The sequence below is a fragment of the Mucilaginibacter angelicae genome (assembly GCF_042434235.1).
GTDB classification, from domain to species: domain Bacteria; phylum Bacteroidota; class Bacteroidia; order Sphingobacteriales; family Sphingobacteriaceae; genus Mucilaginibacter; species Mucilaginibacter angelicae.
This window is the reverse complement of the sequence record NZ_JBHLTS010000079.1, coordinates 280,750-307,035: the sequence shown is the minus strand read 5'-3', so window position 1 is coordinate 307,035 and position 26,286 is coordinate 280,750. Positions and strand designations below refer to the sequence as shown.

Here is a 26,286-nt window from a genome sequence, read left to right as displayed (position 1 = left end):
TTGGTTAAACAGCTTTTGCGGTTATGTTTACATTCAGGTCAAAATCATTATAGATGAGCGTATCGCCCAGGTCTTTAAAAAAGTTTCCGGAACGGAATTTCATACCATATTTGGTACGGTCAACCACAACTTTACCTGTTGCGCTTACGGTATCGGCAGCGGCGGTAACCTGTGCATCAAAACCTACAGCATGAGTGATGCCTTTTATAGTAAGGTCACCGGTAATACGATAAGTGTCGTTGTTGCCTTTGCTGATAGCAGTAACTACAAATTGAGCTTCGGGATAGTTTTCAGAATTAAAAAAGTCGTCGGAAGCGAGGTGGCCTGCAAACTGGGCGTTGGTAGCCGGATCAGTTATGTCAAGTATTTTAATAGAGGTGGTATCGATATCGAATTTACCGCCTGTTAACTGTCCATCTGTAAAAGCTAAAGAACCGTCTTTTATAGCGATGGTACCATTGTGTGCGCCTGTAACTTTACGACCAACCCAGTCGATATTACTTTTTGCGCTGATGATTTCAAATTTTTGAGTTTCCATTTTGTTATGTCTTTAATGACAATACAAAGTTGCGTACTAACCGCCCGGAAACTATGTGACCTACATCACAATTGAAACGCTGCCTTATTTATGTGATGTATATCACATTTTAAGAATGATACAAACGACTCAATGTTTCTCTTGAAACGCCTAAATATGAGGCTATTAGTTGTTTTGGAACTATATTATACAATGTTGGATATTGCGCCAGCAACTCTTCATAGCGATGTTTGGCGTCATTATTCATAAACGATAGAAGCCTTTTTTGAGTGGCTACATAGCCTTTATTGGTACGCCAGCGAAAGAAGTGCTCGCCCTCATGAATTTCATTGCAAAGCTTTTCGCGGTCCTGGCTGGTAAGGCAAAGTACTTCGGCATCTGTAATACAATCTACATTAACTGTAGCGCGGTCGCCGCTGTAAAGCGCGTTGTAATCTGAAGCCCACCAGGTAGGCATGGCAAACTGCAGGATAAACATTTTCATGTCGTCATTAATAAAAAACGACTTCAAATAACCCGAAAGCACAAAATACTCACAGTCTACTTTATCACCTTCGCCTATTATGGTTTGCCCTTTTTTAAATTTTTTGTAGGTAAAGTGCGAAAAGAAATAGTCGAACTGTTCATCGGTCAGTGAGATGGTTTTGCTTACGTGTTCTTTTAAAATTTCTTTTGGCTGCATGGTATTATAAAACTAACTACAAAAAACTTTATTTCAATAAGTAAATCAACGTTTAACTTTCTCGTTTATACGGTTTCAGCTTATTTTAGTTTCGCCATTTCAGAAAATAACAGGCATTATTGGTTAGTACAAAATTAACTCAATTAACAGGCGTTAGTGCTATCCCGGGGATAATTAAATTTACTTTTACTATTAAATGAAAATACTGAACGATATTTTGCTGCTTGGCGATGAACGCCTTTACCAGGTTTGCCCGCCCGTATTAAAAAGTGAGTTACTGCTGGTAAGCGGCTGGGTTGAGGATATGCACAATGTGATGCAGGAAATCAGGCAGAAGTATAATTTTGGCAGGGCTATAGCAGCCCCTCAGTTGGGCATTATGAAGCGCCTCGTTTACATGAACATTGATAAACCCGTGGTTTTCATTAATCCCGAAATACAGGATGCCAGCGACCAGCTTTTTGAACTTTGGGACGATTGCATGAGCTTTCCCAACCTGCTGGTAAAAGTTAAAAGGCATAAAACCATCACCCTAAATTATCTGGATGAAAACTGGCAGCAACAGCAATGGGTAATGACGGATGCCCTGTCTGAACTGATGCAGCATGAGCATGATCATTTAAACGGCATTTTATGCACTATGCGGGCTATCGACAATATGTCGTTTAAATGGAGGCCGTAACGTAATATGATTTTATAGCTGTTGATCCGTACGTTAAATCATAACTTTTCCCCTTGCTTATGAAACAATTTATAGCACATATTACAGTAGTCGTAACCAACTACGATGAAGCAATTCGATTTTATACGGAGAAATTGAATTTCGACCTGATTGAAGACACCCTGATCAATGAAAATAAAAGGTGGGTTTTGGTAAGGCCGAAGGGTTCATCAGAATGCAGTTTATTGCTGGCAAAGGCTGTAGGTGAAGAGCAACAACGCAGCATAGGGCAGCAAACGGGCGGCCGCGTATTTCTTTTTTTAAGAACCGATGATTTCTGGCGCGACTACCACGCAATGCAGGATAAGCATATCAATTTCGTACATGAGCCCAGGGTTGAACCCTATGGTACAGTTGCTGTTTTTAAAGATCCTTTTGGTAATTTATGGGATTTGCTGGGCTGAGTTTAAAGTTACTGCTTTATTGCAATAGTAAGCGCTACAAAAAACGGGGATAAGAAGCGGGTAATTGATACATAAGTCTAAATAAATATTAAAACACCTGTAACGTATAGGGGTAAAGGAGGGTCATAGCTGTATCACATTAAAACCCCTTTTATGAAAAATTATATTTTACTCCTTCTGCTTGCCGGGCAAACTGCTGTGGCGGCAGCGCAGGATGGCGACAGCCGTTCATTATACCTTACCAAATCATTAGCCAATGATGCTATTACAAGTGCTGTAGTACGTACATCAGCCGGCGGTATTGTAGTTAGCGGACAGCCGGGACAGGCACCGCGTGTTGAAGTTTACGTTAAAGGCAACAACGGCAGCGAGCTTTCAAAAGAAGAGATCAAAAAACGCCTTGATAAAGATTATACCCTTGACATCTCGGTTAACGGGCATGAAGTTAAAGCCATTGCTAAAAGTAAACACCAAAATTTTTTTAACTGGAGAAGCTCGCTGAGCATTTCATTCCGCATTTATGTACCTCAGCAATGCTCAACCGACCTGGAAACCAGCGGCGGCGGTATTGGTCTTGATAATTTAAAAGGCAATGAAAAGTTCAGCACCAGCGGTGGCGGTTTACAACTCGACAGGCTTTATGGTACCATCCGCGGTAATACTTCGGGCGGCGGGATCCATGTTTCTAACTCGGGCGACGATATTTCGCTTGAAACCAGTGGCGGCGGTATTGAGGCTAAAAACTGTAACGGTAAAATTAAGCTTGAAACCAGCGGAGGCGGCATAACATTAGAAAACCTTAAAGGCACTATCAATGCCGAAACCAGCGGCGGCGGCGTTGACGGCAATAATATCAGCGGCGAGCTGATCACCAGCACATCGGGCGGAAGTATCAACCTTAAACGCATAGCTGGCAGCGTTAGCGCGGAAACAAGCGGCGGCGGCTTGTATGCCCAGATGCTTAAAGTTGGCAAATACCTTAAGCTGGAATCAAGTGCTGGCAATGTTGATATCGAGCTTCCACTAAATCAGGGTTATGACCTCGATCTGAGAGGCGAAGGCGTATCACCATCATCTCTTGCTAAATTCAACGGCCAATGGGAAAAGGAACGCGTTAACGGCAAATACAACGGCGGCGGCATTCCGGTTAAAGCCGAGGCATCGGGTGGCAGCGTTAATTTAAAATTTAAGTAAGAAATTAACACCTAAATAAGAAAAGCTCTGGTTTGTAAATCAGAGCTTTTCTTATTTCTATTCTTCACCAACATTTCTTCTCCTTATCAAAGCTATCAACCCCAACACCGGCCCAATTGCCAATATCATATAAATATATCGCGCGTTTTCGACTGTTCGTAAAGCAGTAATCAGTTGAATGCTTATAATGGTGATAGCAAATCCAATACAATTAACGATAGTGAGCGCAGTACCTTTTGACTGCTGATCGGCATTTTGTGCAACCAATGTTGAAAACAACGGCGAATCGGCTATAACGGCAATACTCCATATCAACAAAAACACGATCATTAGCCACGCCGTACCGGCAAACAAAAACAATGGTGATACCAAACAGCATACGCAGGAAATTGTCAATGCAATAACCGCCACATTCTTCACCCCCATATATTTCGATATAATACCGCTTCCTACACAGGCCAAAGCCCCCACACCAATGATCAAAAAAGATAGCAGCGAAACATTTAAAGCAGCGGTTGCAAACCGGACATTGTAGGCAGTTAACATTACAGGCACAAAAGCCCAAAAAGCGTACAGTTCCCACATATGCCCAAAGTAACCAAAGGCTGCCGCCCTGAATTGCCTGTTGCCAAAGCTTTGCAAAAACGCGGCTGGGCTCAGCACAACCCCCGACTTTCTTGCAGGGCCATCGGGCACAAGCAATATCATAGCACATCCACCCAAAGCCGCCAGTACAGAAGTTGATAATATAACGTAACGCCATGGCAAAGCCGCCATCAGGCTTTTAAGCAAGTGCGGAAACGATGTGCCCAAAACCAATGCCCCCACCAAAAAGCCCAGGGCTTTTCCTAATCCCTGCGGATAATGATCTGATGCTATCTTCATGCCCACCGGGTAAATACCTGCCAGGAAAAACCCTGTTGTATACCTTAATACCAGTATTAAAGTAGCGTCTGTTCCAGGCAAACATGCTAATGCGTTGATGGTAGCGGCAATAAGTGCGCAAGTAAAAAACACACGCACCGGCGAAAACCTGTCTGCTATACCAAGAATAGCAAAAACAAGGGTACCGGTAATAAACCCTAACTGAACAGCACTTGTTAAGTAAGCGAGGTATGATGGCTCAAGCTGCAGCTGTTTGGCAATATCGCCCATAACGGCGTTACCCGCAAACCACAACGAAGTGCAAAAAAACTGGGAGAGTACAATTACGGGAAGGATACGCTTCATTGATTTTTCCAAACGTTGCTGTGCTGAAATTAAGGCGCGCAATAATAATTATAAACTACGCTTTATAAAAAATGAAAACCGCTTTTATCAGGGAAATCCAGTTTAAATGAACTATCTGTACGAGGCACCTGCGGAGCCTTTTACGATTTTAAAGATTCTATAAACACGGGACTCCTCCGGAGTTTTGCAATTTAGGCCTTATTACTCCGTTAGGAGTATCGTGTTTATAGCAATGAAAGGGCAAATGCTATGGCTCCGTAGGTGGCTCGTGTTTTAAAGCAACGCCATTCCCTCTTTTATTTCCAGCTATATTGTTTTTACAAAAAAATGTATCTTGAGTTTTAAAACTCAACCTAATCTCATCACAGCAACCAATGGATAAGCAGCAAGTTACCGACCAGATAAAATGGATGATTGCCGACGGCAATTCAGATCAGGAAATTGAAGCCTTACTGATTGCTGAGGGTGTTGCCCGCGCCGAAGCGAAGCGGAATCTCGCTATAATTAAACACGAACTGTTTCCTAACGAATACCCAGAGTTTATTGAACCCAATAAACGTAGAAATTACTTGTGGCCCGGGTTGTTAATTATAACTGCTATTATATTAGGGGGATTATACTCCTGGCACAAAAACAAGATAAACACAGCAGAAAGAGATCTAACCCCTGCCGATATGATCCTGCTTATGAAAGCAGGGCCCGGCGTTTATACCGCCGAACTTAATAAAATCAACAGTGGATGGGCCTATAACCAGGATAATGACAGATGGGTTAATAAACAACGAAAAACAGCTATCGCCATCAGAATGGGCCAAACCTTGTACATGTGTCCGGTGCTGCGCGATCATTCATTCCAGGACTATCTTGAAAATCATAACTTCAGAAATGTACTTTATGGTAAACCCGGTAGCACGGTCTTTGAAAACGATGAGTTCATGTTCACTATCCAAACCAGCGAGCACTATACAATGATCTCCTTAGCATACAGATAAGCTGTTTACTTCCTCTCTCAATTATTGCACCCGCCACCGTGTACCTACCCGCTTGCCTTTAATAAATTAAGTGTGTAAACGACACAATCATAAAAACGCCCGGTCGGGCTTAAATAAAATAGTTTAACCAAAATTAACCTAAAGATAACAGAGCGATTGCGTTTACAACAAGCAATCTACTGAAACACAATACGCTATAAAAAAACAACTACAAAACGACTAATTTTTAATTAATAGATAAATTAACCGCTCCTTTATTTATTCCTAATACAACAAGCGTTGCTTTGCACCAATTATCGCCCTCCTAATTTCTCCGGGCATCTATTAAAACAGGGGTTCATCATTAATTAAAACTATGAAAAAAAACTACAGATTTATTTTACGGCTATTTTTTGAATCAAGTAAAACGTTTTGTCTTTTCCTGCTGATGCTTATAGCCTCATCAGCGGCTTTTGCCCAGGAACGTACTATCAGAGGTACCGTTACAGATGAAAGCAATCTTCCTTTGCCAGGGGTAGTAGTAACTGTAAAAAGCACAGGCAAAGCCACTTCAACCTCAGCTAACGGTATTTACCAGGTTGTAGTAAGCGGGGCCGATGACGTGATCAAATTCACCTTTTTAGGTTCACTGCCAAAAGAAGTTACTGTTGGCGACAAAAAAGTAGTTAACGTTACTATGGTAACCGATACCAAACAGCTTAAAGATGTTGTAGTTATTGGTTACGGTACATCAAGCCGCAAGGATGTAACAGGCGCAATCACCTCTGTTAAAGCCGAAGACTTTAACCAGGGTGTATTGACTACCCCTGCCGAGTTATTGCAGGGCAAGGTAGCCGGTTTAAATATTACCAAAAGCGGTGACCCAAACAAACAACCCGCAACTATTTTAAGGGGCCCGTCAACACTGCGTGAAGGTGCTGCCCAGCAACCGTTTTATGTAATTGACGGTGTGCCAGGAGCTTCCATCGATCTTTTAGCACCTGCCGATATCGAAAGTATTGATGTATTAAAAGATGCATCATCAACTGCTATTTACGGTTCACGTGCTGCCAACGGTGTAATCATTGTTACCACCCGCAGGGCCAAAGCCGGGCAAACCAGGTTATCTTACAGCGCTTATGGTGCTGTTGAAAACGTGTCAAAAAACATTGACGTACTTACCGGCGATCAGCTGCGTAAATACCTAACCGACAATGGCGTGCCTAAATTAAGCAGCGCCGATGACGATGGCTCAAATACCAACTGGCAAAAACTGGCCGAAAGAACCGGCTATTCTCAAAACCATAACCTTTCATATGGCGGCGCCGGTACCAATTCGGAGTATGGCGCAAGTGTAAACTACATGAAAAACAATGGTATATTAAAAAACACCAGCCTTGAGCGTACAATTTACAAAGGTTATATCAATCAGCGTTTTTTCAATGATCGTTTAAAACTGGGTATCACGCTTACCAACAGTGTTACCAAAAACAACGATATCTTCCAAAGCCAGGTATTATCGGGCATTTTATTCTACCTGCCAACAGTTAGTCCTTATAACGCTGACGGTACTTATAAAGAAAACTACAGCCGTACAGGCAGCGGCCCTTTAAACCCACTATCGTTGATCAATAACAACTTTACCAAAACAGAGAATAACAAAACGCTGATCAATGGTTTTGCCTCTGTGGACATATTAAAAGGTTTAAAGTTCACGGTGTCAGGATCAACTCAAAAAGAACAAAACAACGTTAACACCTACTCTACCAGCCAGTCGGGCATATATGTTAACGCAGGTGGTGTAGCTGTACGCAGTGCTTACACTAATACCAGCAACGTTGTTGAAGCTTATTTTAACTACGATCGTGTTTTTGGTAAACATTCACTGAAATTATTAGGCGGTTATTCTTATCAGCAAGACCGTAACAATGATGGCTTTGGTGTACAAACACAAGGTTTTTCAAATGATGCGTTAACATACAACTACCTGGCACTGTCAAACCCAACCCAGCTTTCACAAATAGTTTTCAACCCTAACTACATCTCAACGTTGAGGTTCGTATCATTCTACGCTCGTGGTCAGTACGAATTTTCAGATAAATACCTGTTACAGGCCTCACTCAGGGAAGACGGTTCATCGGCATTTGGTATTAACCAGCGCCATGGTTACTTCCCGGCTGTTTCGGCAGGCTGGAAACTGATCAACGAAGATTTCATCAAATCAATTCCAGTTATCAGCGACCTGAAATTAAGGGCTGGTTACGGTGTATCAGGTAACAGCTTAGGTTTCGACGCCTTTACTGCAAGGTTAATTTATGGCGTTCCTCCGGGCGGTGGTAAGTTTTTAAGCAATGGCAACATTGTTAACCCTATTGGACCGGTACGTAACGATAACCCCGATTTGAAATGGGAAAGTACAGCAACTACCAACATTGGTTTGGATTTCGGCATCCTAAACAACCGCATCACCGGTTCGGTTGATTACTATATCAAGAAAACATCCGATCTGATCTATACCTACCCGGTATCAACCACACTGTATTTTTATCCATTCTACACTGCTAACGTAGGTAAAATTAAAAACAGCGGTATCGAGGTTGTTATAAACGCAGTACCTGTAAAATCACAGGCCTTTACCTGGCGTACGTCGTTCAACGTTTCGCATAACAAAAACGTTGTACAAAGCTTATCAAACAGCCAGTTTGGCCTTAATTTTATCCAAACTGCCCAGTTAGGCGGTAAAGGCCAGTCGGGTAACTACAGCCAGATCATTCAGCCGGGATATGCTATCGGTACTTTTGACCTGTGGCATTATTTAGGTAAAAACGCTAACGGCGTAAGTACCTATCAAAAAGCCGATGGATCAACAACTGCTACCCAACCACTTACTACCGATCAGTTTATTAAATACGATGCACAACCTAAACTGATTTACGGCTGGAGCAACAGTTTCTTCTATAAAGGCTTCGACTTAAACTTCCTGGTACGCGGTGTTTATGGCAACAAGATCCTGAACGCAACCCTTGCCTCATTGAACAACCCTGCCGACTCAAAACTGCAGAATATCCCAACGTTTACTTTAGGTGAGTCATTTAAGGATATCAACGCCTACCTGATCTCTGACCGTTTCCTTGAAAGCGGTTCATACCTGCGTTTGGATAACGCTACTTTAGGTTATACCATTAAACCGCATATCCAGGCTATTAAAAGCTTACGTTTCTATGCTTCGGGCAACAACATTTTCATCATCACCAAATACCGGGGTGTTGATCCCGAAGTTAACATCGGCGGCTTAACCCCAGGTATCGATAACCGCGATTTTTATCCTAAAACACGCACGTTCAGCTTAGGTATGACTGCACAATTCTAAAAACCTCAGAAAGACAAAAGATGAAAAAGATATTTTTTATATGTGCCGCAATTGCTGTGATCATGAGCACATATTCATGTACAAAATTAGATGTACCTGTTGAATCACAATACGTAAAATCAAACTTCCCGGTTACCGATGCCGATTATACCGCATTGCTGGGTACCATTTACTCCAACCTGTCATCAAGCTACGCGGTGCCTTACTGGCGCATGCAGGATATGTCTACAGATGAGGCTATCCTACCTGCCCGCGACGGTAACTTTGACGACGGCGGCCAGTATCGCCAGTTACACTACCACAGCTGGACTTTTGATCACCCTAACGTTATCAGCGTATGGCAATGGGGCTTTGGTGGCATCAATACCTGTAACCGTATTATTACTGTTATCAACGCATCGTCGTCAACAGCAGCAAAAAAAGCAGCCTCTGTTGCCGAAGTTAAAGCAATGCGCGCCCTTTACCTTTACTTCATGATGGATTTGTATGGCAACGTGCCTATCATTACCGATTTCCCGGTAACTACACAGCCAACCAATCAGCCGCGTGCCAAAGTGTATGATTTTATTGAAAGCGAGCTTAAAGCCGTTTTACCATTATTACCCGCCAAAAGCGCTAATGCTGCAACAAACGTATCGCAATACGGCCGCCCAACAAAAGGCATGGTATTTGCCCTGCTTGCAAAAATGTACCTGAACTCGGGTGTATATACCGGTACCAACCGCTACCAGGAAACTGTAAGCATGTGCGATAGCGTACAGGCCAACACCAATTACTTCCTGGATGCTAAATACAGGGATATATTTTTGCCAACCAACGGCCCGGCCATTAATGAAACCATATTTGCAGTGCCTTATGACCAGCAAATACCGGGCAACCAATTTACCCGTTTCGGTTTCTTTTACTACCTGGTTAACGCATACGGCTTTAATGTGGGTTTAAGTATTGCAATGAGCACTACGCCCGAATTTTATAACCGTTTCAATATTCCTGGCGACGACCGTACCAAAACATGGCTGGCCGGTCCGCAATATTATCCTGATGGAACTGGCGGCTTTACCAACCAACCTGTTTACTATCCTACGGGCACCGCGGGCGTTCCGGCAAATACACAGATCAACATCAAACCTGACCTGATACTTACCGGCTTAAAACCAATGGATTTGGGTAACGATGTGCTTAATGCACAATCAGAAGGTGTACGTTCCATCAAATACTACCCTGATGTTAACATTATCCAGGCAACCCGTTTAAACAGCAATGACGTACCGGTATTCCGTTTGGCTGATATCTACCTGATGAAGGCAGAGGCCATATTGCGCGGAGCAGCTCCAACTACCATAAACGGCGATGCACAAACTCCGCTTACCCTGGTAAACAAACTGCGTACCCGTGCCCACGCACAGGCTGCCACATCAATTGATTTGGATGGCTTACTGGACGAGCGTGCACGTGAGCTTTCATGGGAAGCATGGCGCCGTAATGACCTGATCCGTTTTGGTTTATTCGAGAAGGAATATCCACTACCGGTAATGGGTGGCAAAACGGATGACCTGAAAATGAATACTGATCCAACCCGCAGGTTATACCCAATCCCATCAACCGAATTAAAAACAAATCCTAACCTGAAACAAAACCCGGGTTATTAATAATATAATCTTCAAAAAGCGCAAAAGGCAAGCCTTTTGCGCTTTTTATTTGTTAAACAATAAAACCAATTAAACAATGAAAATTATAGGCGGATTACTTGCCGGTATTGTTCTTACTGTATTTACACTAAAAAATGATACCGACGATCAACCCATGAACCATTTCCAGGTAATAGGATCGCACAATAGCTATAAGCAGGCTATTAACCCCAAGTTGTTCCGTTTTTTGCAAAAGCGCGATTCTGTTGGCATGAGCAAGATAGATTACGAGCATATCGGCCTTACCGACCAGCTTAATTTAGGCCTGAACGCGTTGGAAATAGATGTTTATGCCGATACCAAAGGTGGTAAATATGCTCATCCGAAAGGATTGGATTGGGTACCGGGCCAACCGGCTTTTGATACACAGGGCGTAATGAAGGAGCCAGGCTTTAAAGTTTTCCATATCCAGGATATCGATTTCCGCAGTAACTGCGCAACCTTTAAGCTTTGCCTGCAGGAGTTGAAGAAATGGAGTGATGAGCATCCTGATCATAACCCTATTTACATTACCATGAACGCAAAGGACGAGGCTTCAAAAAAACCGGAATTTACTGTTCCTGAAAAATTCACGTCCAAAACCTTTGCCGATCTGGATAAGGAAATCCTGGACAACCTGGGTAAACAATATTTAATTACCCCGGATGATGTACGCGGTACGTACAAAACCCTTGAGGCGGCCGTATTGCATAACAACTGGCCAACGCTGAAAGCAGCCAAAGGCAAGTTCATTTTCATCCTTGATGAAAAGGGCGAAAAAAGGGCTGCCTACATTGCCGGTCACCCTTCATTAAAAGGCCGTGTGCTGTTTGCTGACGCGATGCCGGGCACACCAGAAGCAGCTATCCATATCATGAACGATGCGAAGAAAGATTTGGCAGCAATTCAAAAACTGGTTAAAAAAGGTTACATCATCCGCACCCGCGCCGATTCTGATACTGAAGAGGCCCGAGCCAATGATAAAAGCTCATTTGTAGCAGCACAAAAATCAGGCGCACAGATAATCAGTACCGATTATTATAAAAAAAGCACCCACTTTAAATCTGATTATGTGATCAGTTTTGATGGTGGTACTTATTTTAAACCCAACCCGCTGTTTAAAACAACCTCTTCGGTTTCGGCCAGTAAATAAGCGACAAACATATATTAACAAAAGCGGCCCGGATTTTAAACCCGGGCCGCTTTTGTTTTATTCAGCAATTGAAATCTTATACCGTCACCGTGCTTGTTGTTGGGTCAATAATAGCTTTAACTTCGGCAATGCTGGTTACCGGGAAGCCGCCCTTCATGGCATGCTCCCGAACAACATCCTCGCTTTCGGCAATGTGGATGCAATAGATCTTATCGGCAGTAACAAACGACTGGATCCAATGATATGGCTTACCCAATTCATTCACAACCGAACACGACGCCTGTGAAATTGCCTGTAATTCTTCGGCCGACAGGTTACCGGCTCCGGGCAAATCCCGTTCAATAACAAATTTTTTCATGATCTATAATTTAAGGGTTAGTATTGGTTTGATTACCAGGTAAGGGATGGCTATAGGACGCCATCGATAAAATAGCGTCAAACAAACAGCATAACACTATACAAATCAAATATATACATAAAAAAATACACATTAAAAAATCTCTTTGGCAAAACTTTTAGGATTGTTTCAATCTCGCATAGATGTTACAATGTCACTTAATACTAAATATTAACTTTATATTCAGCACTTTTATATCTGCTTAAAACAGGGCTTTTCTATTTTAACCTGGCTTGATATGTTTACAAACCAGTTAACCTGTATATACCAATTTTAAACCATTTGCTCAACCCTATTATGCGTTTGCAGTACATTTATATCAGCACTATAAAAAGCTATTTATTTTTTATGGCGATGACCTTTTCAGCAGGGCTATTTTCGTCATGCGGAGGCTCATCACACGAGGAAATGATCAAGATCCTTAGCAGCGAAGGTAAACGGACTTTTAGTAACCTGAACGCTAATTGCCCCGAAGCCCAGCTGCTGCATTGTGATTCGGACCTGCGTACGGCTACCGATCAGGGTAACATCAATTTCCTCAATTATGCAAAAGCTTCCTTACTGGTAAGGGTTGGGCAGGAAGAAAAAGCAGTATCGATATACCAAAACCTGATTGACAGGATGGACCCGGCAGTGAGCAAACAAATGCTGCCGGAGGTAGCCATAGCCTACATGCGCGTTGGCGAGCGTAACAATTGCATGCTCAACCACACCGGCTCATCATGTGTATTTCCAATCAGGGATGAGGGTGTCCATGTAATTAAAACAGGGTCGACCAAAGCCATTGAAGTTTATGAACAGATCCTGAAAGCCAACCCTGATGACCTTGAATCAAGATGGCTGCTGAATATAGCATTTATGACTTTGGGCAAATATCCGCAGGGGGTACCCCATGATCTGCTTATCCCCAACCTCAACGCCGATACCGGCTATAAAGTAAAACCTTTTGTTGATGCAGGCCCCAGTCTTAATTTAAGCGTTAACAACAAAGCAGGCGGTGTTATTGCCGATGACTTTGATGGTGACGGCTATATTGATCTCATAACATCAGGCATGGGCTTTGACGATGCCATGCATTATTTCAGGAACAATAAGGATGGTACTTTTACTGATATAACAGCAACCAGCGGACTGAAAGGCATAACCGGCGGCCTCAACATGCAGCAAACGGATTATAATAACGATGGCAAGCCTGATATTTTTATTTTGAGGGGTGCCTGGCTTGATAAGGGTTTTGGTAACCAGCCAAGCTCCCTGCTCCGCAACAATGGCGACGGAACTTTTACCGACGTAACTATACCGGCAGGCCTGCTCTTTTATCACTCTACCCAAACCGCCACCTGGGCCGATTTTAACAACGATGGCTGGCTGGATGTTTTCATAGGTTATGAAAGTAAAACACCTGAGGACATTGAAAAATGCGCCCTGTACATCAACGATCATGGCAAGGGCTTTGTAAACGTAGCCGAACAAGCCCATTGTGATGTTTTTGGGTTTGTAAAAGGTGTAACATCCGGCGATTATGATAACGATGGCAAACCCGATATTTTTGTATCCTGTATCGACGGGAAAAAATTCCTGCTGCACAACACAACACAGCCCGGCCAAAACGTAAACTTTGAAAACGTAACCGATAAAGCAGGTTTTGCAGGCAATGTTAGCGCAACCTTTGGCACCTGGTTTTTTGATTATAACAATGATGGTTACCTTGACCTTGTGGCCTGTAATTTCAATTTTAAAAGCTATACCACCACATTGGGCTACTTTGCAGCCGCCGAAGCTTTGGGTAAACCGGTAAAGGGCGCCGGCAATATCTTCCTGTTCAGGAACAATAAAAACGGCACCTTTACTGATATAACCGATCAGGCCGGGCTCACCAAAGTAGTGTTTGCCATGGGCTGCAACTTTGGCGATATTGATAACGACGGCTACCCTGACATGTATTTCGGCACAGGCAATCCCGATTTCCGGTCGCTGGTTCCCAATAAGCTTTTCCGTAATATGGATGGCAAACGCTTTGCCGATGTAACCACTTCGGCACGGGTTGGCAACCTGCAAAAAGGGCACGGCATCGCCTTTGCCGATTTCAGGAACGTAGGTAAACAAGACATTTACGCCGAAATGGGCGGAACCTATAACGGCGACTCCTACGCTAACCCGCTGTATGTAAACCCTGGTCAAAATAACAATAACTGGATCAGCCTGAAGCTGGAAGGCACCAAAGCCAACAAAGCCGCCATTGGCAGTCGCATTAAGCTAATCATTATTGAAAATGGCGTAAAACGATGCGTTTATAAAGATGTAAACTCGGGCGGCAGTTTTGGCTCGTCGCCCCTGCAGCAGGAAATAGGGATAGGTCAGGCCAAATCAATTGCCGAAATAGAGATAAAATGGGCAGGAACGGCAGAAAAACAGTATTTCAGGAACGTGACACCCAACCAGTTTTTACACATCACCGAGGGCGACAATGTGCCTCAGCCCATAAAACTGAAACCGCTTGAGTTTAAGATCAAAAGCGGAACAACGGTTTGTTTGCCGGTATCGTTAACCGCGCAGGTTAAAAATTAAACTGATTGTAGGGACGCATAATTGCGTCTCCTGCATGAAAGTCAAACATGCAAATCCGTAATGTAAATCCGGGGACGCAATTATGCGTCTCTACAACAAAAGAAAATCATTTATTTTTTTCATCTGCAAACATTGGCTCAATTTCTTCAACAGGCGCAACCAGCTTTTTACCCGCCCGCTCAGTGGCAAATGAGGCCACCACGCAGGTAACTAATATCAGGATAATAGTACCGTTCAAAATATTATCATCAATAATTTGCGCCTTGTACCCCACCAAAATAATAGCCAGTGTAGCCGCGGCATGTGCGCTGCTTAGCCCGAATATAAGCGTGCGCTGCGTAGACGAATATTTGAATATTTTTTGGGTAGATAATGCCGCCAGCCATTTCCCTAACAAAGCACCAAGGGTTAAGCTTGCCGCTACAATGGCAGCCTGCGGCCCGCGGCCCAGTACACGCAGATCAACTAACATGCCTACGCTGATCAAAAAGAAGGGGATAAATATGGCATTGCCCACAAACTCTATCCTGCTCATTAAAGCCGGAGATTGCTGTACAGCCTTATTCAGCGCCAGCCCCGCCACAAACGCCCCGATAATGGGCTCAACCCCGGCCAGCTGTGAAAGAAAGGCCGACAGAAATACAATGAAAAGAACAAATACATAAGGTAATGTTTTGCTGTCGCGATACCGGTTAAAGAACCAGGTTGCCAAAGGCGGGATCAACACAAACATAATAAACGCGAAAATAGAAAGGGAAATAACCAGCTGCAGCCAAAAGCTAAAGCCCAGCCCGCCATCCTTAGCGCCCATAATTACAGGCAACAATATCAGTACAGCTGTATCTGTAAGTATAGTCCCGCCTACGCTTATAGCCACGGCTTCGTTTTTTGAGATGCCGTATTTACTCACAATAGGATAAGCCACCAGTGTATGCGTGGCAAACATGCTTGCCGTAAGCGCCGATGTAATTAACGAATAGCCCAGTACATAATAACAAATGGGGAAACCGATAAGAATAGGGATACAGAAGGTAAAAAGCCCAAATACAAGGCTTTTATGTTTTTTCTGCTTAAACTCATTCAAATCAAGCTCGATGCCTGCAATGAACATGATATACAACAACCCGATGGTAGAGAACAGCTCAACTGCCGAGTTCTTAGCCAGCAGGTTTAACCCATGCGGACCAACCGCTATCCCTGCCACAATAAAACCTACTATGCCGGGAATTTTAAACTTGCCCATAATGATAGGCGCAAGTAAAATGATCAGCAATATCAGCGAGAAGATAAGCACCGGGTTACTAAACGGCAGCGCTAACTGCTGTGTTAGCCGGCCAAGGATATCGGCATTATGCATACCGCAAATTTAACATATAATGGCTTACTTTCGCCTGTCGATAAATTTAACCGGCTTACGTACTGCCTCAGGGAATTGTAATTTCTGCATTTCATCGGCTTTAAGATAGGTGATATGCGGGCTTACCCGTAAGCGGGCCTGCAAATTAGCGCGGATCTTACGGTCGCATTCATCCGTATAGTTAACGGGCAGCAGGTGCAGCAGCACTTCGTCCATGCCTATCTCGTTAGAGTACACTTCGGCCACAAAATCGCGGATCTCTCCCATCCCATTCAGCAGATCGAACAATGCTGGCGGGTAAAGCGTGGTGCCTTTAAATTTGATCATCTGCTTTTTACGGCCTACTATGGATGACAGCCTGATACTGGTACGCCCGCAGGCACATGGCTCATCAAAATAATGGCAGATATCACCCGTTTTATATCGCAGCAGCGGCATCCCCTCAACCCCAATCGTGGTAATGGTAACCTCACCCGATTCGCCGGGAGCAACCGGATTGTTATGTTCATCCAAAATCTCAACAATCAATAGCTCGGGCTGGTGATGGCCTCCCCTGCCCTCGCCGCATTCGGTAAAAGCAGTTTGCATTTCGGTTGAAGCATAGGTTGAATAGAGTTTGATATTCCAGGCTTCGGTGATTTTTTGGCCAAGGATATTCAGGCTGAAATCGGTATTGCGGATATTCTCGCCAATGCAAACCGCCTTTTTAACCGACGATGCATTGATATCGATATGGTGCTCCTGCGCAAACTGAATCAGCTTTAAAATAAAAGATGGCACGGCGACAATAGCCGTAGGTTTCAATCGCAAAATGGTTTCCCATTGCAGCGATGGCACGCCAGGGCCCAAACGGATAATACCGGCGCCAATTTTCCGGATCCCCGAATAATAGGCCATACCGGCCATAAACTGCCTGTCGAGCGTAAGCATCAGCTGGTACAGGTCAGCTGCTGAACCATCGGCACAGGTAAAGGAATTGTATTCGTTATAGGCAAGCCGTTCCAAATCACCCTCGGTAAGGGCGATGGTTACGGGGCTGCCTAAGGTGCCCGAGGTTGAACTGTATTCAATGATCTTCCCCCTGGTCACGCATAAAAAATCATCATTTCGTTTTTGCAGGTCTTCTTTAGTGGTTGTGGGGATCAGCCGCAGGTCATCAAGGGTTTTGATCTTGTTAATATCGATATGATGTGTAACAAACAGGTCTTTATAAAAAGGCGAATTTTGACTGAGATACGCCAGCAGTTCCTGCAGTTTTTGCTCCTGGAATTTTACAACATCCTGTTTGGGTTGCTTAGCGAGTGGTTTAGGTAAATCTGTTATCACTTTTCAATAATTACCACGGCAGATGCCATTGTTTTAAGATGGGTTAATGATACGGAAATTTTTAGCAGGCCGTTGCGATTAATCACCACTGCGCTTTCACCAATTGGCTCTAAAACGGGTTTACCGCTTTCATCATTAGTAACCTCTATTTCGTTAAAGGCGGTATCCTTTAGCCAGCCGGTACCCAGTGCCTTAAAAAAAGCCTCTTTGGCCGCAAAGCGAGCGGCATAATGCTGGTATTTATTGGCTTTGCTCTCGCAATAAGCAATTTCCTTTGCCGAAAAAACCAGCTCACGAAAGCCTTGTTCTTTGGCAATGCTGCTTTGTATACGCTCAACCTCTATCATATCGATACCAACACCTGAAACTGTCATGAGCTTAATTTTTTAGTGCATTTTTCAACCTGCTTTTTGATATAGTTTTCTTCGTTTACGGTAGCTACCACCTTGGTCAAAGCCATTTTATAATACCCGAGGGCTTTTTTATAATCGCTATGTTTAAACGAGTAATCTCCGGCAATAACATAGGCGTGGTAAAACTGCGGGTTGCTGGCTACCAAACTGTCGGAGTTGATCTCTCCGCCATCATATGCTTTTTGCTTTAGCGAGCGGAAAGTTATGAAATCATGATAGGCTTTGGTGTTTAAAAACGTATCCGGTTTAATGGTCAGCTCTGTATCAATAATTTCATGGTCGGATTGCATACCTTTCATGGCAAAAATCTTTTTTAGATCGTAAGCCACAAACCCGCCCAGTTGCCATGGTGAGGTAGATACCCAAACCAACAGCTTTTGCGGCTCAAACACCACCGAGTGGTGGGCTATCAACTGGTTAAGGGCTTTTTCGTTGCCCATGCCAATATCTTCGCCGTGCAGGCCCTGGCGGTCACGTAGAATATCCACCGTTTTTTGTACGGTGTTTTTTCCTTCGGCATTCAGCAGTTCCATTAAACGCTGGTAGCGGTAAGGGGACGCGCTGTTGCTGAGCTGCACCATGTTTTCTTTAGAGTGAGCCAGTCCCTTGCTTTGAAAATGATTGGCGCAAACAATAAAGTTCTGGTGCGGATCGTACACATCTAACGTATCAGGCGTTTTTTCAATCACTACGGCCTTGTTATCCTCGGCCGAGGCCACCAAAAAAGATTCGGACACAAACATTTTACGCTTTTTGGCTATCGCGATAGCCTGGTTAATATTTTCGGCATACTGCAAAATTTCGCGGGCCACTAAGGATACCGGCGTAGCCGAACCGGATGGAATATTGGTTTTATCGGCATTGATGGTAACGCTCAGGCCTTTTTCATTCATTCCTGATACCGCGCCTACAAAGCCGCCCCAGGTTATGGTCATAAATTTATGCCCCTCCGATGGATTGAAAAAAGCTACCATTTTATCGCGGGCAAAATTATCGCCCACATAAAAATCAAAGTTGCGCCCCACGATCATGGTTCCATCGGCCGAACGGTCGTTCCAGGTACCGAACGAGGTGCAGCCCACCAGCGCCATGCTCTGTAAAGCGTGACCGATATCATGCGCGGCGTGGTAATTCAATATACGCTGATAATTGGAGCCTATAAACTGGTATTTATCCGAAGCTGATTTAGAGATGCCATAGATCTCCTCTTTATATTCTTCGCTTACATTTTTAGCCAGATCACGGTTAAACCATGCTATGAAGTATTTCAGAAATGATAGGTAAGATTTTGATGGGATGATCTTGTTGATCTGATCGGTAAAATAAACCTCCTGGTTAACCACCAGCTCCTTGCTCAGCTTACCGTTTATCACCCCGCGTTCAAAAGGCTTGCCCTCCACATACATCTCAAACAAACCACTTTTGCTTTTCCTGAACCAGTTATTATTGATGGTATAAAAACCCGGTGAAAGCTCTTTACGCTGCAATTGCAAACTGCTCAGATCAGTAGGTTTGGGGGGATAATCGATAGCTACGCAATACAGGTAAATAAAGCCGATCAGCAGCAATCCTACAAAAACAAGACCTGTGTACAGTAATCTTTTTCTAAACTTTTTCCAGCTGAATTTCCTGTTACGCATTTCTTATTTTATCTATCAATTCATCATTGCCCAGTAAGGCGCAACAGGTTACTATCCCGCTCATGGCAGCACCTAAAATGCCATGTAAATTAAGGTTTTGGCCCGTGAAGTACAAATTAGGCAATTTAGTGCGCGGCGATATAAAGGTTTTAAGCGGATGCTTATAGTCCTTGGCTATGCCGTAAAGCGAACCGTCATCATTGCCGATATAATCGCGATATGAAAGTGGTGTGGCTGTATAGTATGAATAGATCTGCTGCCGCAAACCTGGGAATTTCAGCTCCACGTCATCAAGTAAAACTTCCGCTTTACGCTTTTTAAATTGCTCATAGGTTTCGCCACGGTAAGCCTCGTCACTTACCGTATTGAACGTATCTTCCCATGGCCTTACCTCTTCGTAGCGCATATAGGCCAGGATGGTCATGCCATCAGCATATTCCGTATTTTTTGACGATGGCGTCATGAACACGGCATAACCCAGCGGCCAGTTTTGCTGTGTATAATCGGCCATGTGCCATACCTGCCCATCCTTAAAGCTGTATACATTATGGCTGAAGTATTTGAACGAATCTTTTTTAAATACAATATTAATGGTAAACGACGATACCGAATTTTCCAGGCTTTTTAAGCGGTTACGGTACACGTTTTTAATCACGGACGAATCCGTCATCTCCAATGTTTTTACCGGGTGAATATTGGAAATAAAATGATCGGCATACAGCTTTTCGCCATGCTGTAGTTCAACATAAGCTATTTTACCATCCTGCTCCACCAGTTTTTTCACGGCTTTATTACGGATGATAACGCCTCCCTTGTCGCGGATATTGCGGGCTATCAGTTTGGCAATTTGCGAGCCGCCGTCAACACATTTCCAGGAGCTTTCAATATAACTGTTGAGGATCAGCGCATGCACATACAGCGGCGTTTTATCGGCCTGCCCCGCATATAAGGAGTTATTGCCAGCCAGTACCTGCTGCAGTTTTTTATTATTGGTGATGGATGCCAGATAAGCTTCGGTATCCACCTCCAGTACATCTGCCTTTTCATAAAAATCATCCGATGAGCGCAGGTTATACAGCGGAAATTTATCGCAAACCTCCTTCAGCTTGGCACAATAAGCGCGTAAAGCAGGCTCTTCATCCGGAAAATAAACCAGCAGTTGTTTGATGAAATTTTCATATCCCTGAGCCTGCGGATACTCCACCGGGTCATTATCTATCATGATCTTATCAAAGGCATCGGGGTTTTGCTTTTGCAGTTTAAGCTTGCCGATGATATCGATATACTTAAAAATCTGGTACAGGTTCTGCCCCTCATCCAACCCGCCAAGGTAATGTACGCCCGAGTCAAAGATCACTTTATCGCGCACATAGGTTTGCAGCGAGCCGCCAAGCTGTTTGTTTTTTTCAACAACACAAACCCGGTAGCCTTCGCGGCCAAGCATATCGGCACAAACCAGGCCGCCCATGCCACTGCCAATGATCAGTACATCAAACCTATCGTCCATTTAAAGTGCTTGTCCTTCCTTTTTGATCACAAAAATAATATTTGAGGTGTACTTCGTATGGTCAATTTCGGTGACCGAAAGCTTATGCACAGCTGCTATATCCCTCAGCATTTGCCCCGAAAGAAAAGAGAGACCATTTGCCCCCGTTTTATTAAAACCGAGCAGCTTGGTGGAAAACGTTTCGGTAAGCTCAGTTCCCTTATGCCTTTCCTGCATATCCTTATTTCCATCTCTGACGATGAGCTGACCGTTAGGGTTTAGTTGGGAAATACTTTTTTCTATCAGTTGCTTTTGCTCATCGGGTTGTAAATAATGCAGCACATCGGCCATGATAATAGCATCATACTGCTGCATTTCAAAAGCAAGGGCATCGGCATAAACAAAATTGATACGCTCTGTTTTGCTGAAGCAATTATTAGCTACTTCTATTTTTTCCTCATCATAATCAACCCCGGTAAACTCACGCCCCGGCGCTGCAAAATGCAGCATGTAAGGCATAAAACCATAACCGCAGCCGAAGTCGAGCATTTTGCCTCGTTTAGGCAGCAGCTCATGAAATACCAGGTAATTTTTCTCAAGCCTTACTTTAATGCGCATGTACCATTCCAGCACCGGGCCTTTATATAGGTAGTTGTAAAACAGCTGCTCTTTAAAGTAGGTGGGCTGTTCAATTTCGGCACTTAGCTTTTGGTATTCTTCTTTAAAATACCGGCTGATATTTTTTGTACGCTCCGCATAACCGGTACCGAATGTAGTATCGTCCGCTGTAATGCGCGGCAGGTATTTTATGGTGATAGTTCCGTTTTTCAACAGGAAATCTCCTTTGGTCATGTTGTAGTTGGTACCGTGTAACATAATGGGCAGGATATCCATCTCCAGTTGCTCGGCTAAAAAGAATGCACCTTTGTGAAAGCGTTTCATTTTACCATCGGGCGAACGGCTGCCTTCGGGAAAGATCACCATGGAATAGCCTTGTTTCATTTTCTCAGCCAGTTCATCAATGTTTTGTTCCACACCTTCTGCCACAGGGAAATATCCTGCCATCCGCACCACCGCGCCAAACACCGGCGAATTCCATACCCAGTTATTGGTAAACAGGATCAGTTTAGGGTGCTGCATGATCAGCACCAAAATATCCAAAAACGACTGGTGGTTACTAATCACCACAGCAGGCTTATCAAACTTATCTTTATCTATTACCCGCTTGGTCAGGTTAGGCATGATATACATCATCGACCAGCAAAACCGCGCAAGAATAGAATGATAAATATATTTGCTTCTTTCGCCTTTAAAGGGATTAAGCTTGATCAGCAGCAAACCGATAAGGGACGACAACAGGCAGCCACTTACAAAATAAGTGAACGCAAAAACCGAGATTATAAAGCCGCTCAAAGTCCAGGGGAAACGTTGTTTTTGTACCCTGTTTTTAATGAGGATATTGAACAGGAACGGGATCAGGATCTGCGCCATCACCACCACGCAAACAATACCAATAATGGAGATCAAGGCTATCGACCTTAAAGCCGGATGTTTGGCAAAGATGAGCACGCCCAAGCCTACAACGGTTGTAATGGCCGATAGAAAGATGGATGATTTGTATGATGATAAATTCTTTTTGCCGGTTTTATATTCCTGCAGCAGGCCATCCATAATAAACAGGCTATAGTCATCGCCCAAACCAAATATCAGTGCCGAGATAATGATGTTCACGATATTGAACTGGATGCCCAGCAGGCCCATCAATCCCAGGATCCAGATCCAGGATATAAACATCGGAATAAAGGAAACCAGCGTAAGCTCAATACGCCCGTAAGTAAGCAGCAGTACCGTAAACACCAGTAATGACGACATGATGGCGATACTGGTAAAATCATTATTGATAATGCCAACAAATCGGTTGGTAAGGTATTGCTTATCAACAACGGTTACGTTGGGCGTATTTTCAAACAGGTTGTAGATCTTGTTTTTATCCTGCGGCGATATTTTTACCAGCGTGATCACCCCGGCACGACCCGGTCGCTCGGTAATATAATCATCAAGCAGGCTTTTGCGGACGCCTGCCATTTCATCCTGCCCAACCACTTTAAAATCTTTATTAATGAGATCGTGGAGGTGATCAAACGCTGCAGGTTTAAAACCCAGGGCAGTTCCTTCTTTGATAAGTACAGCCATTAATTCCTGCTTCTTAGCGGGTGTCCAATAACTGTTCCAGCGGGCTATGCGGGCTTTTTGTAAGGAGTCAGATATAATGAGCGATGATACACCCGAATATTTTTTTACGATGTTTTGCTGTTTCAGCAATTCTATCTGTGCCGATAACTTTTCGTTGGTACGGAGGGCTTCATCAAGGGTTTTGCCTTCGGCTAAAAGATAAACCGATTGCAGGGCGTATTTGTTAATGGCGTTCAGTTTAGCCTCGGATGCCTTGAGCTTATCGGTCATGAAGTTCATGCGGCTCATATCCGTTTCAAAGCTCACGCTGCGGGCGGTATAGCTAAACACAATGGTCAGCACAACAATGGCCGAAATAATGAACTTATTATACTCGGGGTTGTAGGCCGCTATTTTATCAATCCAGGATAGTTTGGCAATGTGCTCGTCCTGCTCTTTTTGGGAGGCGATGAAATGCGGCAGGAAAACCAGCGAGCAAAACGAAGCGCCTATTAAACTAAAAGCGGCAAACAGCCCAAGATCCTTCAGCATTTCTGACTCTACAAACTCCAGGCAGAAGAAACCGCCGATGGTTGTAAAGCTGCCCACAGTAAGCGGCATAGCCAGATCGCGGATCACCTGTTCAATGCTACGAGTATGACGGTAATGATTAAATACATGCAGCGAGTAATTAACCGCGATGCCCAACACTACAGAACCGGTACCTAAGGCAATAACCGAAATATTCCCCTTTACAAAATAAATCACCGCCAGCGAAAACAGCGCACCAAACAACACCGGCACCAAAATCACCACCGGAGCCCGTTTCTTTTTAAAATAAAATCCCAGGAAAACGATCAGGAAAATCACGGTGATGCCCTGCGTAAACATCGAATCGCGCCGTAACTGGAGCGCGTTCCCTACCGAAACGGCCGTTGTGCCAAAGTACCTGCAACTGATGGTTTTGAAGTTTTTACTCTGCAGACTATCGATGGTATTGTCCAGTCCTTTAAGCAGCACCGCGTTTTGGCCGGTATTATTGGGCGAGTATTTTGGTGTGATGAACAGCAGCAGGTTTTTGTGATCTTTAGTCATCACATAGCTGTCGTACAGTTCAAAGTTTTCGTCGTATTGCAGCTGCTGCAGTTTTTTGAGGCCGAGGTATGAGATACCAACCGGATCACTGCTGATCATCCCTTTTAAGGCAAGTCCGGCGGGCGAAGTAAGCGTGCGCAAATCGCGGGCAAGGGTTTCCTTTACCTTATCCGGACGGATGAGGGTATCAATATCCAGGTAATCATGCTCGTTCAGATAAATGGGCAGGCTTTTATTGATGGTACCAAACAACTCCATCACCAGGCCGTCATCAACCTTAGCATTTACCTTGCCGATGTACGCTGGGAGTTTTTGCTGAATGGTTTCGGTAAAATTATCGGCAAAATTGATCAGGCTATCCGGCTCCTGCTGTGTGGAATCTTTAAGCGATACCATCACCACCAGCTTATCAACAAACCTGGAGTTTTGAAAAATGTAATTGAGTTTTTCGATCTTTTTATCCTTCGGGAGCACTTTGGAAATATCCTCTTCAAACCTGATCCGCGAGGCAAAAAAACCAACAAGCACAAAGCTCAGCGCAAACACGGCATAAAACAGCGGCTTGCGGGCATTGAAATAATTATAGATGCCTACCAGGATTTTTTCCATGAATTACAACGCGGGAACAGGCCTCCGCTTAAACAGCTTCAATAACGCAAAAGTGAGCAATCCCGCTATAATACCTGCAAAAATTGCCAGCGAAACGCTGCCGTAAAGATATTGTTCCAAATGCTCGCCAATTGATTTAAGCGAAATTTTATCTAAAGGGATATCCACATTTCTGCTGCCCATCCAAACACTGCCGGTTTTGTAGCTCAGAAAAACGATAACGGGAATCATGGGCGGGATACTAATATGCGCGGCCGTAATCACAATGGCTTTATTGAGCCGGAGTATAATAGCAAGCGAAATGGCCACCAAAAGCTGGAAACCCCAGATGGGCACAATCCCCATAAAAACCCCGAATGCTACCGAAGCTGCTTTAAGCTGCGGTGAATGGTCGGGGTTAAAGAACAGGTTTTTGATCATTTGCCGGGCTTTTTTTTTATCAAAAAGCGTGCGGAAAAAATCGCGGGGTTTGATGTAAGCAAAGGTGATGATCACCAATATGGTATTCAGCACACTGATGCGCGAAAAATCCTGAAAAGGGCGAAAATGAGAGATCCTTGTTTCCTTTGGTGCATAATAAACGGTAACAGGAACCCAATCTATCTTAATATCCTTCCACGCAGCACGTACAATTACCTCTATTTCAAACTCGTATTTACGGGTGACGAATTTGGTGCTTTTGAGCAGATGAATGGGATATAACCGGTAGCCCGATTGCGTATCGGGACACTTAATGCTGGTTTCTACCCAAAACCAAAAATTGGAAAACTTATGCCCGAAACTGCTTTTACCCGGCACGGACGATTGCTCCATATTACGAGAACCAATGATTAGCGAACCCGGCTCCTTTTCCAGCCTTTCGATAAAAGCTGGCAGGTCGCTTGCAAAGTGCTGCCCGTCCGAGTCGATGGTGATGGCGTATTGGTAACCCAGCTCGTTAGCGTAATCAAAAGCCTTGCGCAAAGCCCAGCCCTTACCAACATTTTGAGTATAACTCACCGATTGTATTTGTGGGAATGATTGAATAATGGCCGGCGTATCGTCGGTTGAGCCATCGTTAACTACAATAACCTGGTCGGTATAAGCCAACACATCGGTAATGATAGCGGCCAGCGTGCCCTGGTTATTATACGTGGGTATAATAACGCATACCTGTAATTGTTTAAACTTTGCCTGTATAAGTTGTAAGTTATCCGTCATATATCATTCAATCGCACGTACCGGCTTCAGTCCAGGTTTTTATTAAGGGGGTTTTAGGGTTTACGTTTATCGCTTTACAAAGTTATTGTTTCA

The 26,286-nt window shown here is 43.9% G+C and carries 19 protein-coding genes; 8 read left to right on the top strand and 11 right to left on the bottom strand.

The window, feature by feature from the left end; all coding sequences use genetic code 11:
- Positions 1–4: 4 nt before the first annotated feature.
- Together ACFFGT_RS31085 and ACFFGT_RS31080 are read right to left on the bottom strand one after the other, a co-directional pair.
- Positions 5–538 (bottom strand): YceI family protein, encoded by a 534-nt coding sequence (locus ACFFGT_RS31085; protein ID WP_377026413.1) that lies wholly within the window; start codon positions 536–538, stop codon positions 5–7.
- Between the two features lie 109 nt (positions 539–647).
- Positions 648–1,220, bottom strand: a complete 573-nt coding sequence (locus ACFFGT_RS31080; RefSeq protein ID WP_377026412.1) for a Crp/Fnr family transcriptional regulator — start codon at positions 1,218–1,220, stop codon at positions 648–650.
- Positions 1,221–1,416: 196 nt separating this feature from the next.
- Here ACFFGT_RS31080 and ACFFGT_RS31075 point away from each other — a divergent pair, with 196 nt between their 5' ends.
- The 3 genes from ACFFGT_RS31075 to ACFFGT_RS31065 all read left to right on the top strand — a co-directional run bounded on the left by ACFFGT_RS31075 (position 1,417) and on the right by ACFFGT_RS31065 (position 3,539).
- Positions 1,417–1,902 carry a peptide deformylase gene (locus tag ACFFGT_RS31075; protein ID WP_377026411.1) on the top strand — a complete coding sequence of 162 codons (486 nt, stop codon included), beginning with the start codon at positions 1,417–1,419 and terminating at the stop codon, positions 1,900–1,902.
- Between the two features lie 59 nt (positions 1,903–1,961).
- A complete protein-coding gene (locus ACFFGT_RS31070; RefSeq protein WP_377026410.1) occupies positions 1,962–2,345 on the top strand; it encodes a VOC family protein in 384 nt (127 codons plus the stop codon).
- Positions 2,346–2,498: 153 nt separating this feature from the next.
- Positions 2,499–3,539 carry a DUF4097 family beta strand repeat-containing protein gene (locus ACFFGT_RS31065; RefSeq protein ID WP_377026409.1) on the top strand — a complete coding sequence of 347 codons (1,041 nt, stop codon included), beginning with the start codon at positions 2,499–2,501 and terminating at the stop codon, positions 3,537–3,539.
- Between the two features lie 57 nt (positions 3,540–3,596).
- Here ACFFGT_RS31065 and ACFFGT_RS31060 read toward each other — a convergent pair whose 3' ends face one another.
- Positions 3,597–4,769 carry an MFS transporter gene (locus ACFFGT_RS31060; RefSeq protein WP_377026408.1) on the bottom strand — a complete coding sequence of 391 codons (1,173 nt, stop codon included), beginning with the start codon at positions 4,767–4,769 and terminating at the stop codon, positions 3,597–3,599.
- 374 nt (positions 4,770–5,143) lie between these two features.
- On the opposite strand from ACFFGT_RS31060, the gene ACFFGT_RS31050 reads away from it, so the two are divergent.
- The 4 genes from ACFFGT_RS31050 (at position 5,144) to ACFFGT_RS31035 (ending at position 11,930) form a co-directional block, all read left to right on the top strand.
- Positions 5,144–5,761: a hypothetical protein gene (locus tag ACFFGT_RS31050; RefSeq protein WP_377026407.1), complete on the top strand. Its 618-nt coding sequence runs from the start codon at positions 5,144–5,146 to the stop codon at positions 5,759–5,761.
- 355 nt (positions 5,762–6,116) lie between these two features.
- Complete coding sequence (locus tag ACFFGT_RS31045; RefSeq protein WP_377026406.1) at positions 6,117–9,110, top strand: SusC/RagA family TonB-linked outer membrane protein; 2,994 nt, start codon at positions 6,117–6,119, stop codon at positions 9,108–9,110.
- 20 nt (positions 9,111–9,130) lie between these two features.
- Positions 9,131–10,759 carry a RagB/SusD family nutrient uptake outer membrane protein gene (locus ACFFGT_RS31040; RefSeq protein WP_377026405.1) on the top strand — a complete coding sequence of 543 codons (1,629 nt, stop codon included), beginning with the start codon at positions 9,131–9,133 and terminating at the stop codon, positions 10,757–10,759.
- A 76-nt stretch (positions 10,760–10,835) separates the two neighbouring features.
- Positions 10,836–11,930, top strand: a complete 1,095-nt coding sequence (locus ACFFGT_RS31035; protein ID WP_377026404.1) for a phosphatidylinositol-specific phospholipase C1-like protein — start codon at positions 10,836–10,838, stop codon at positions 11,928–11,930.
- 76 nt (positions 11,931–12,006) lie between these two features.
- Here the strand turns inward: ACFFGT_RS31035 and ACFFGT_RS31030 are convergent, their stop codons facing one another.
- The gene (locus ACFFGT_RS31030; protein WP_377026403.1) at positions 12,007–12,288 is read right to left on the bottom strand and encodes a DUF4242 domain-containing protein; all 282 of its coding nucleotides are present in this window, start codon (positions 12,286–12,288) and stop codon (positions 12,007–12,009) included.
- 336 nt (positions 12,289–12,624) lie between these two features.
- Here ACFFGT_RS31030 and ACFFGT_RS31025 point away from each other — a divergent pair, with 336 nt between their 5' ends.
- The gene (locus tag ACFFGT_RS31025; RefSeq protein ID WP_377026402.1) at positions 12,625–14,895 is read left to right on the top strand and encodes an FG-GAP-like repeat-containing protein; all 2,271 of its coding nucleotides are present in this window, start codon (positions 12,625–12,627) and stop codon (positions 14,893–14,895) included.
- Between the two features lie 106 nt (positions 14,896–15,001).
- On the opposite strand, the gene ACFFGT_RS31020 is transcribed toward ACFFGT_RS31025, so the two are convergent.
- The 7 genes from ACFFGT_RS31020 to ACFFGT_RS30990 are packed head-to-tail and all read right to left on the bottom strand — an operon-like array spanning position 15,002 to position 26,193.
- On the bottom strand, positions 15,002–16,252 hold the full coding sequence (locus tag ACFFGT_RS31020; RefSeq protein WP_377026401.1) for a cation:proton antiporter: 1,251 nt from the start codon (positions 16,250–16,252) through the stop codon (positions 15,002–15,004).
- A gap of 24 nt (positions 16,253–16,276) precedes the next feature.
- On the bottom strand, positions 16,277–17,578 hold the full coding sequence (flxY, locus tag ACFFGT_RS31015; RefSeq protein ID WP_377026400.1) for a flexirubin biosynthesis putative acyl-CoA ligase FlxY: 1,302 nt from the start codon (positions 17,576–17,578) through the stop codon (positions 16,277–16,279).
- Positions 17,575–17,952, bottom strand: a complete 378-nt coding sequence (acpS, locus tag ACFFGT_RS31010) for a holo-ACP synthase (protein ID WP_377026399.1) — start codon at positions 17,950–17,952, stop codon at positions 17,575–17,577. The genes flxY and acpS overlap by 4 nt, the downstream gene beginning before the upstream one ends.
- A complete protein-coding gene (locus tag ACFFGT_RS31005; protein ID WP_377026398.1) occupies positions 17,949–19,631 on the bottom strand; it encodes a C45 family autoproteolytic acyltransferase/hydrolase in 1,683 nt (560 codons plus the stop codon). Before ACFFGT_RS31005 ends, acpS begins: the two co-directional genes overlap by 4 nt.
- Positions 19,624–21,138 (bottom strand): phytoene desaturase family protein, encoded by a 1,515-nt coding sequence (locus ACFFGT_RS31000; RefSeq protein ID WP_377026397.1) that lies wholly within the window; start codon positions 21,136–21,138, stop codon positions 19,624–19,626. The genes ACFFGT_RS31005 and ACFFGT_RS31000 overlap by 8 nt, the downstream gene beginning before the upstream one ends.
- Positions 21,139–24,993 carry a 1-acyl-sn-glycerol-3-phosphate acyltransferase gene (locus tag ACFFGT_RS30995; RefSeq protein ID WP_377026396.1) on the bottom strand — a complete coding sequence of 1,285 codons (3,855 nt, stop codon included), beginning with the start codon at positions 24,991–24,993 and terminating at the stop codon, positions 21,139–21,141.
- Between the two features lie 3 nt (positions 24,994–24,996).
- Positions 24,997–26,193, bottom strand: coding sequence for a DUF2062 domain-containing protein (locus tag ACFFGT_RS30990; RefSeq protein ID WP_377026395.1), 1,197 nt, complete (start codon positions 26,191–26,193; stop codon positions 24,997–24,999).
- Between the last annotated feature and the right edge of the window lie 93 nt (positions 26,194–26,286).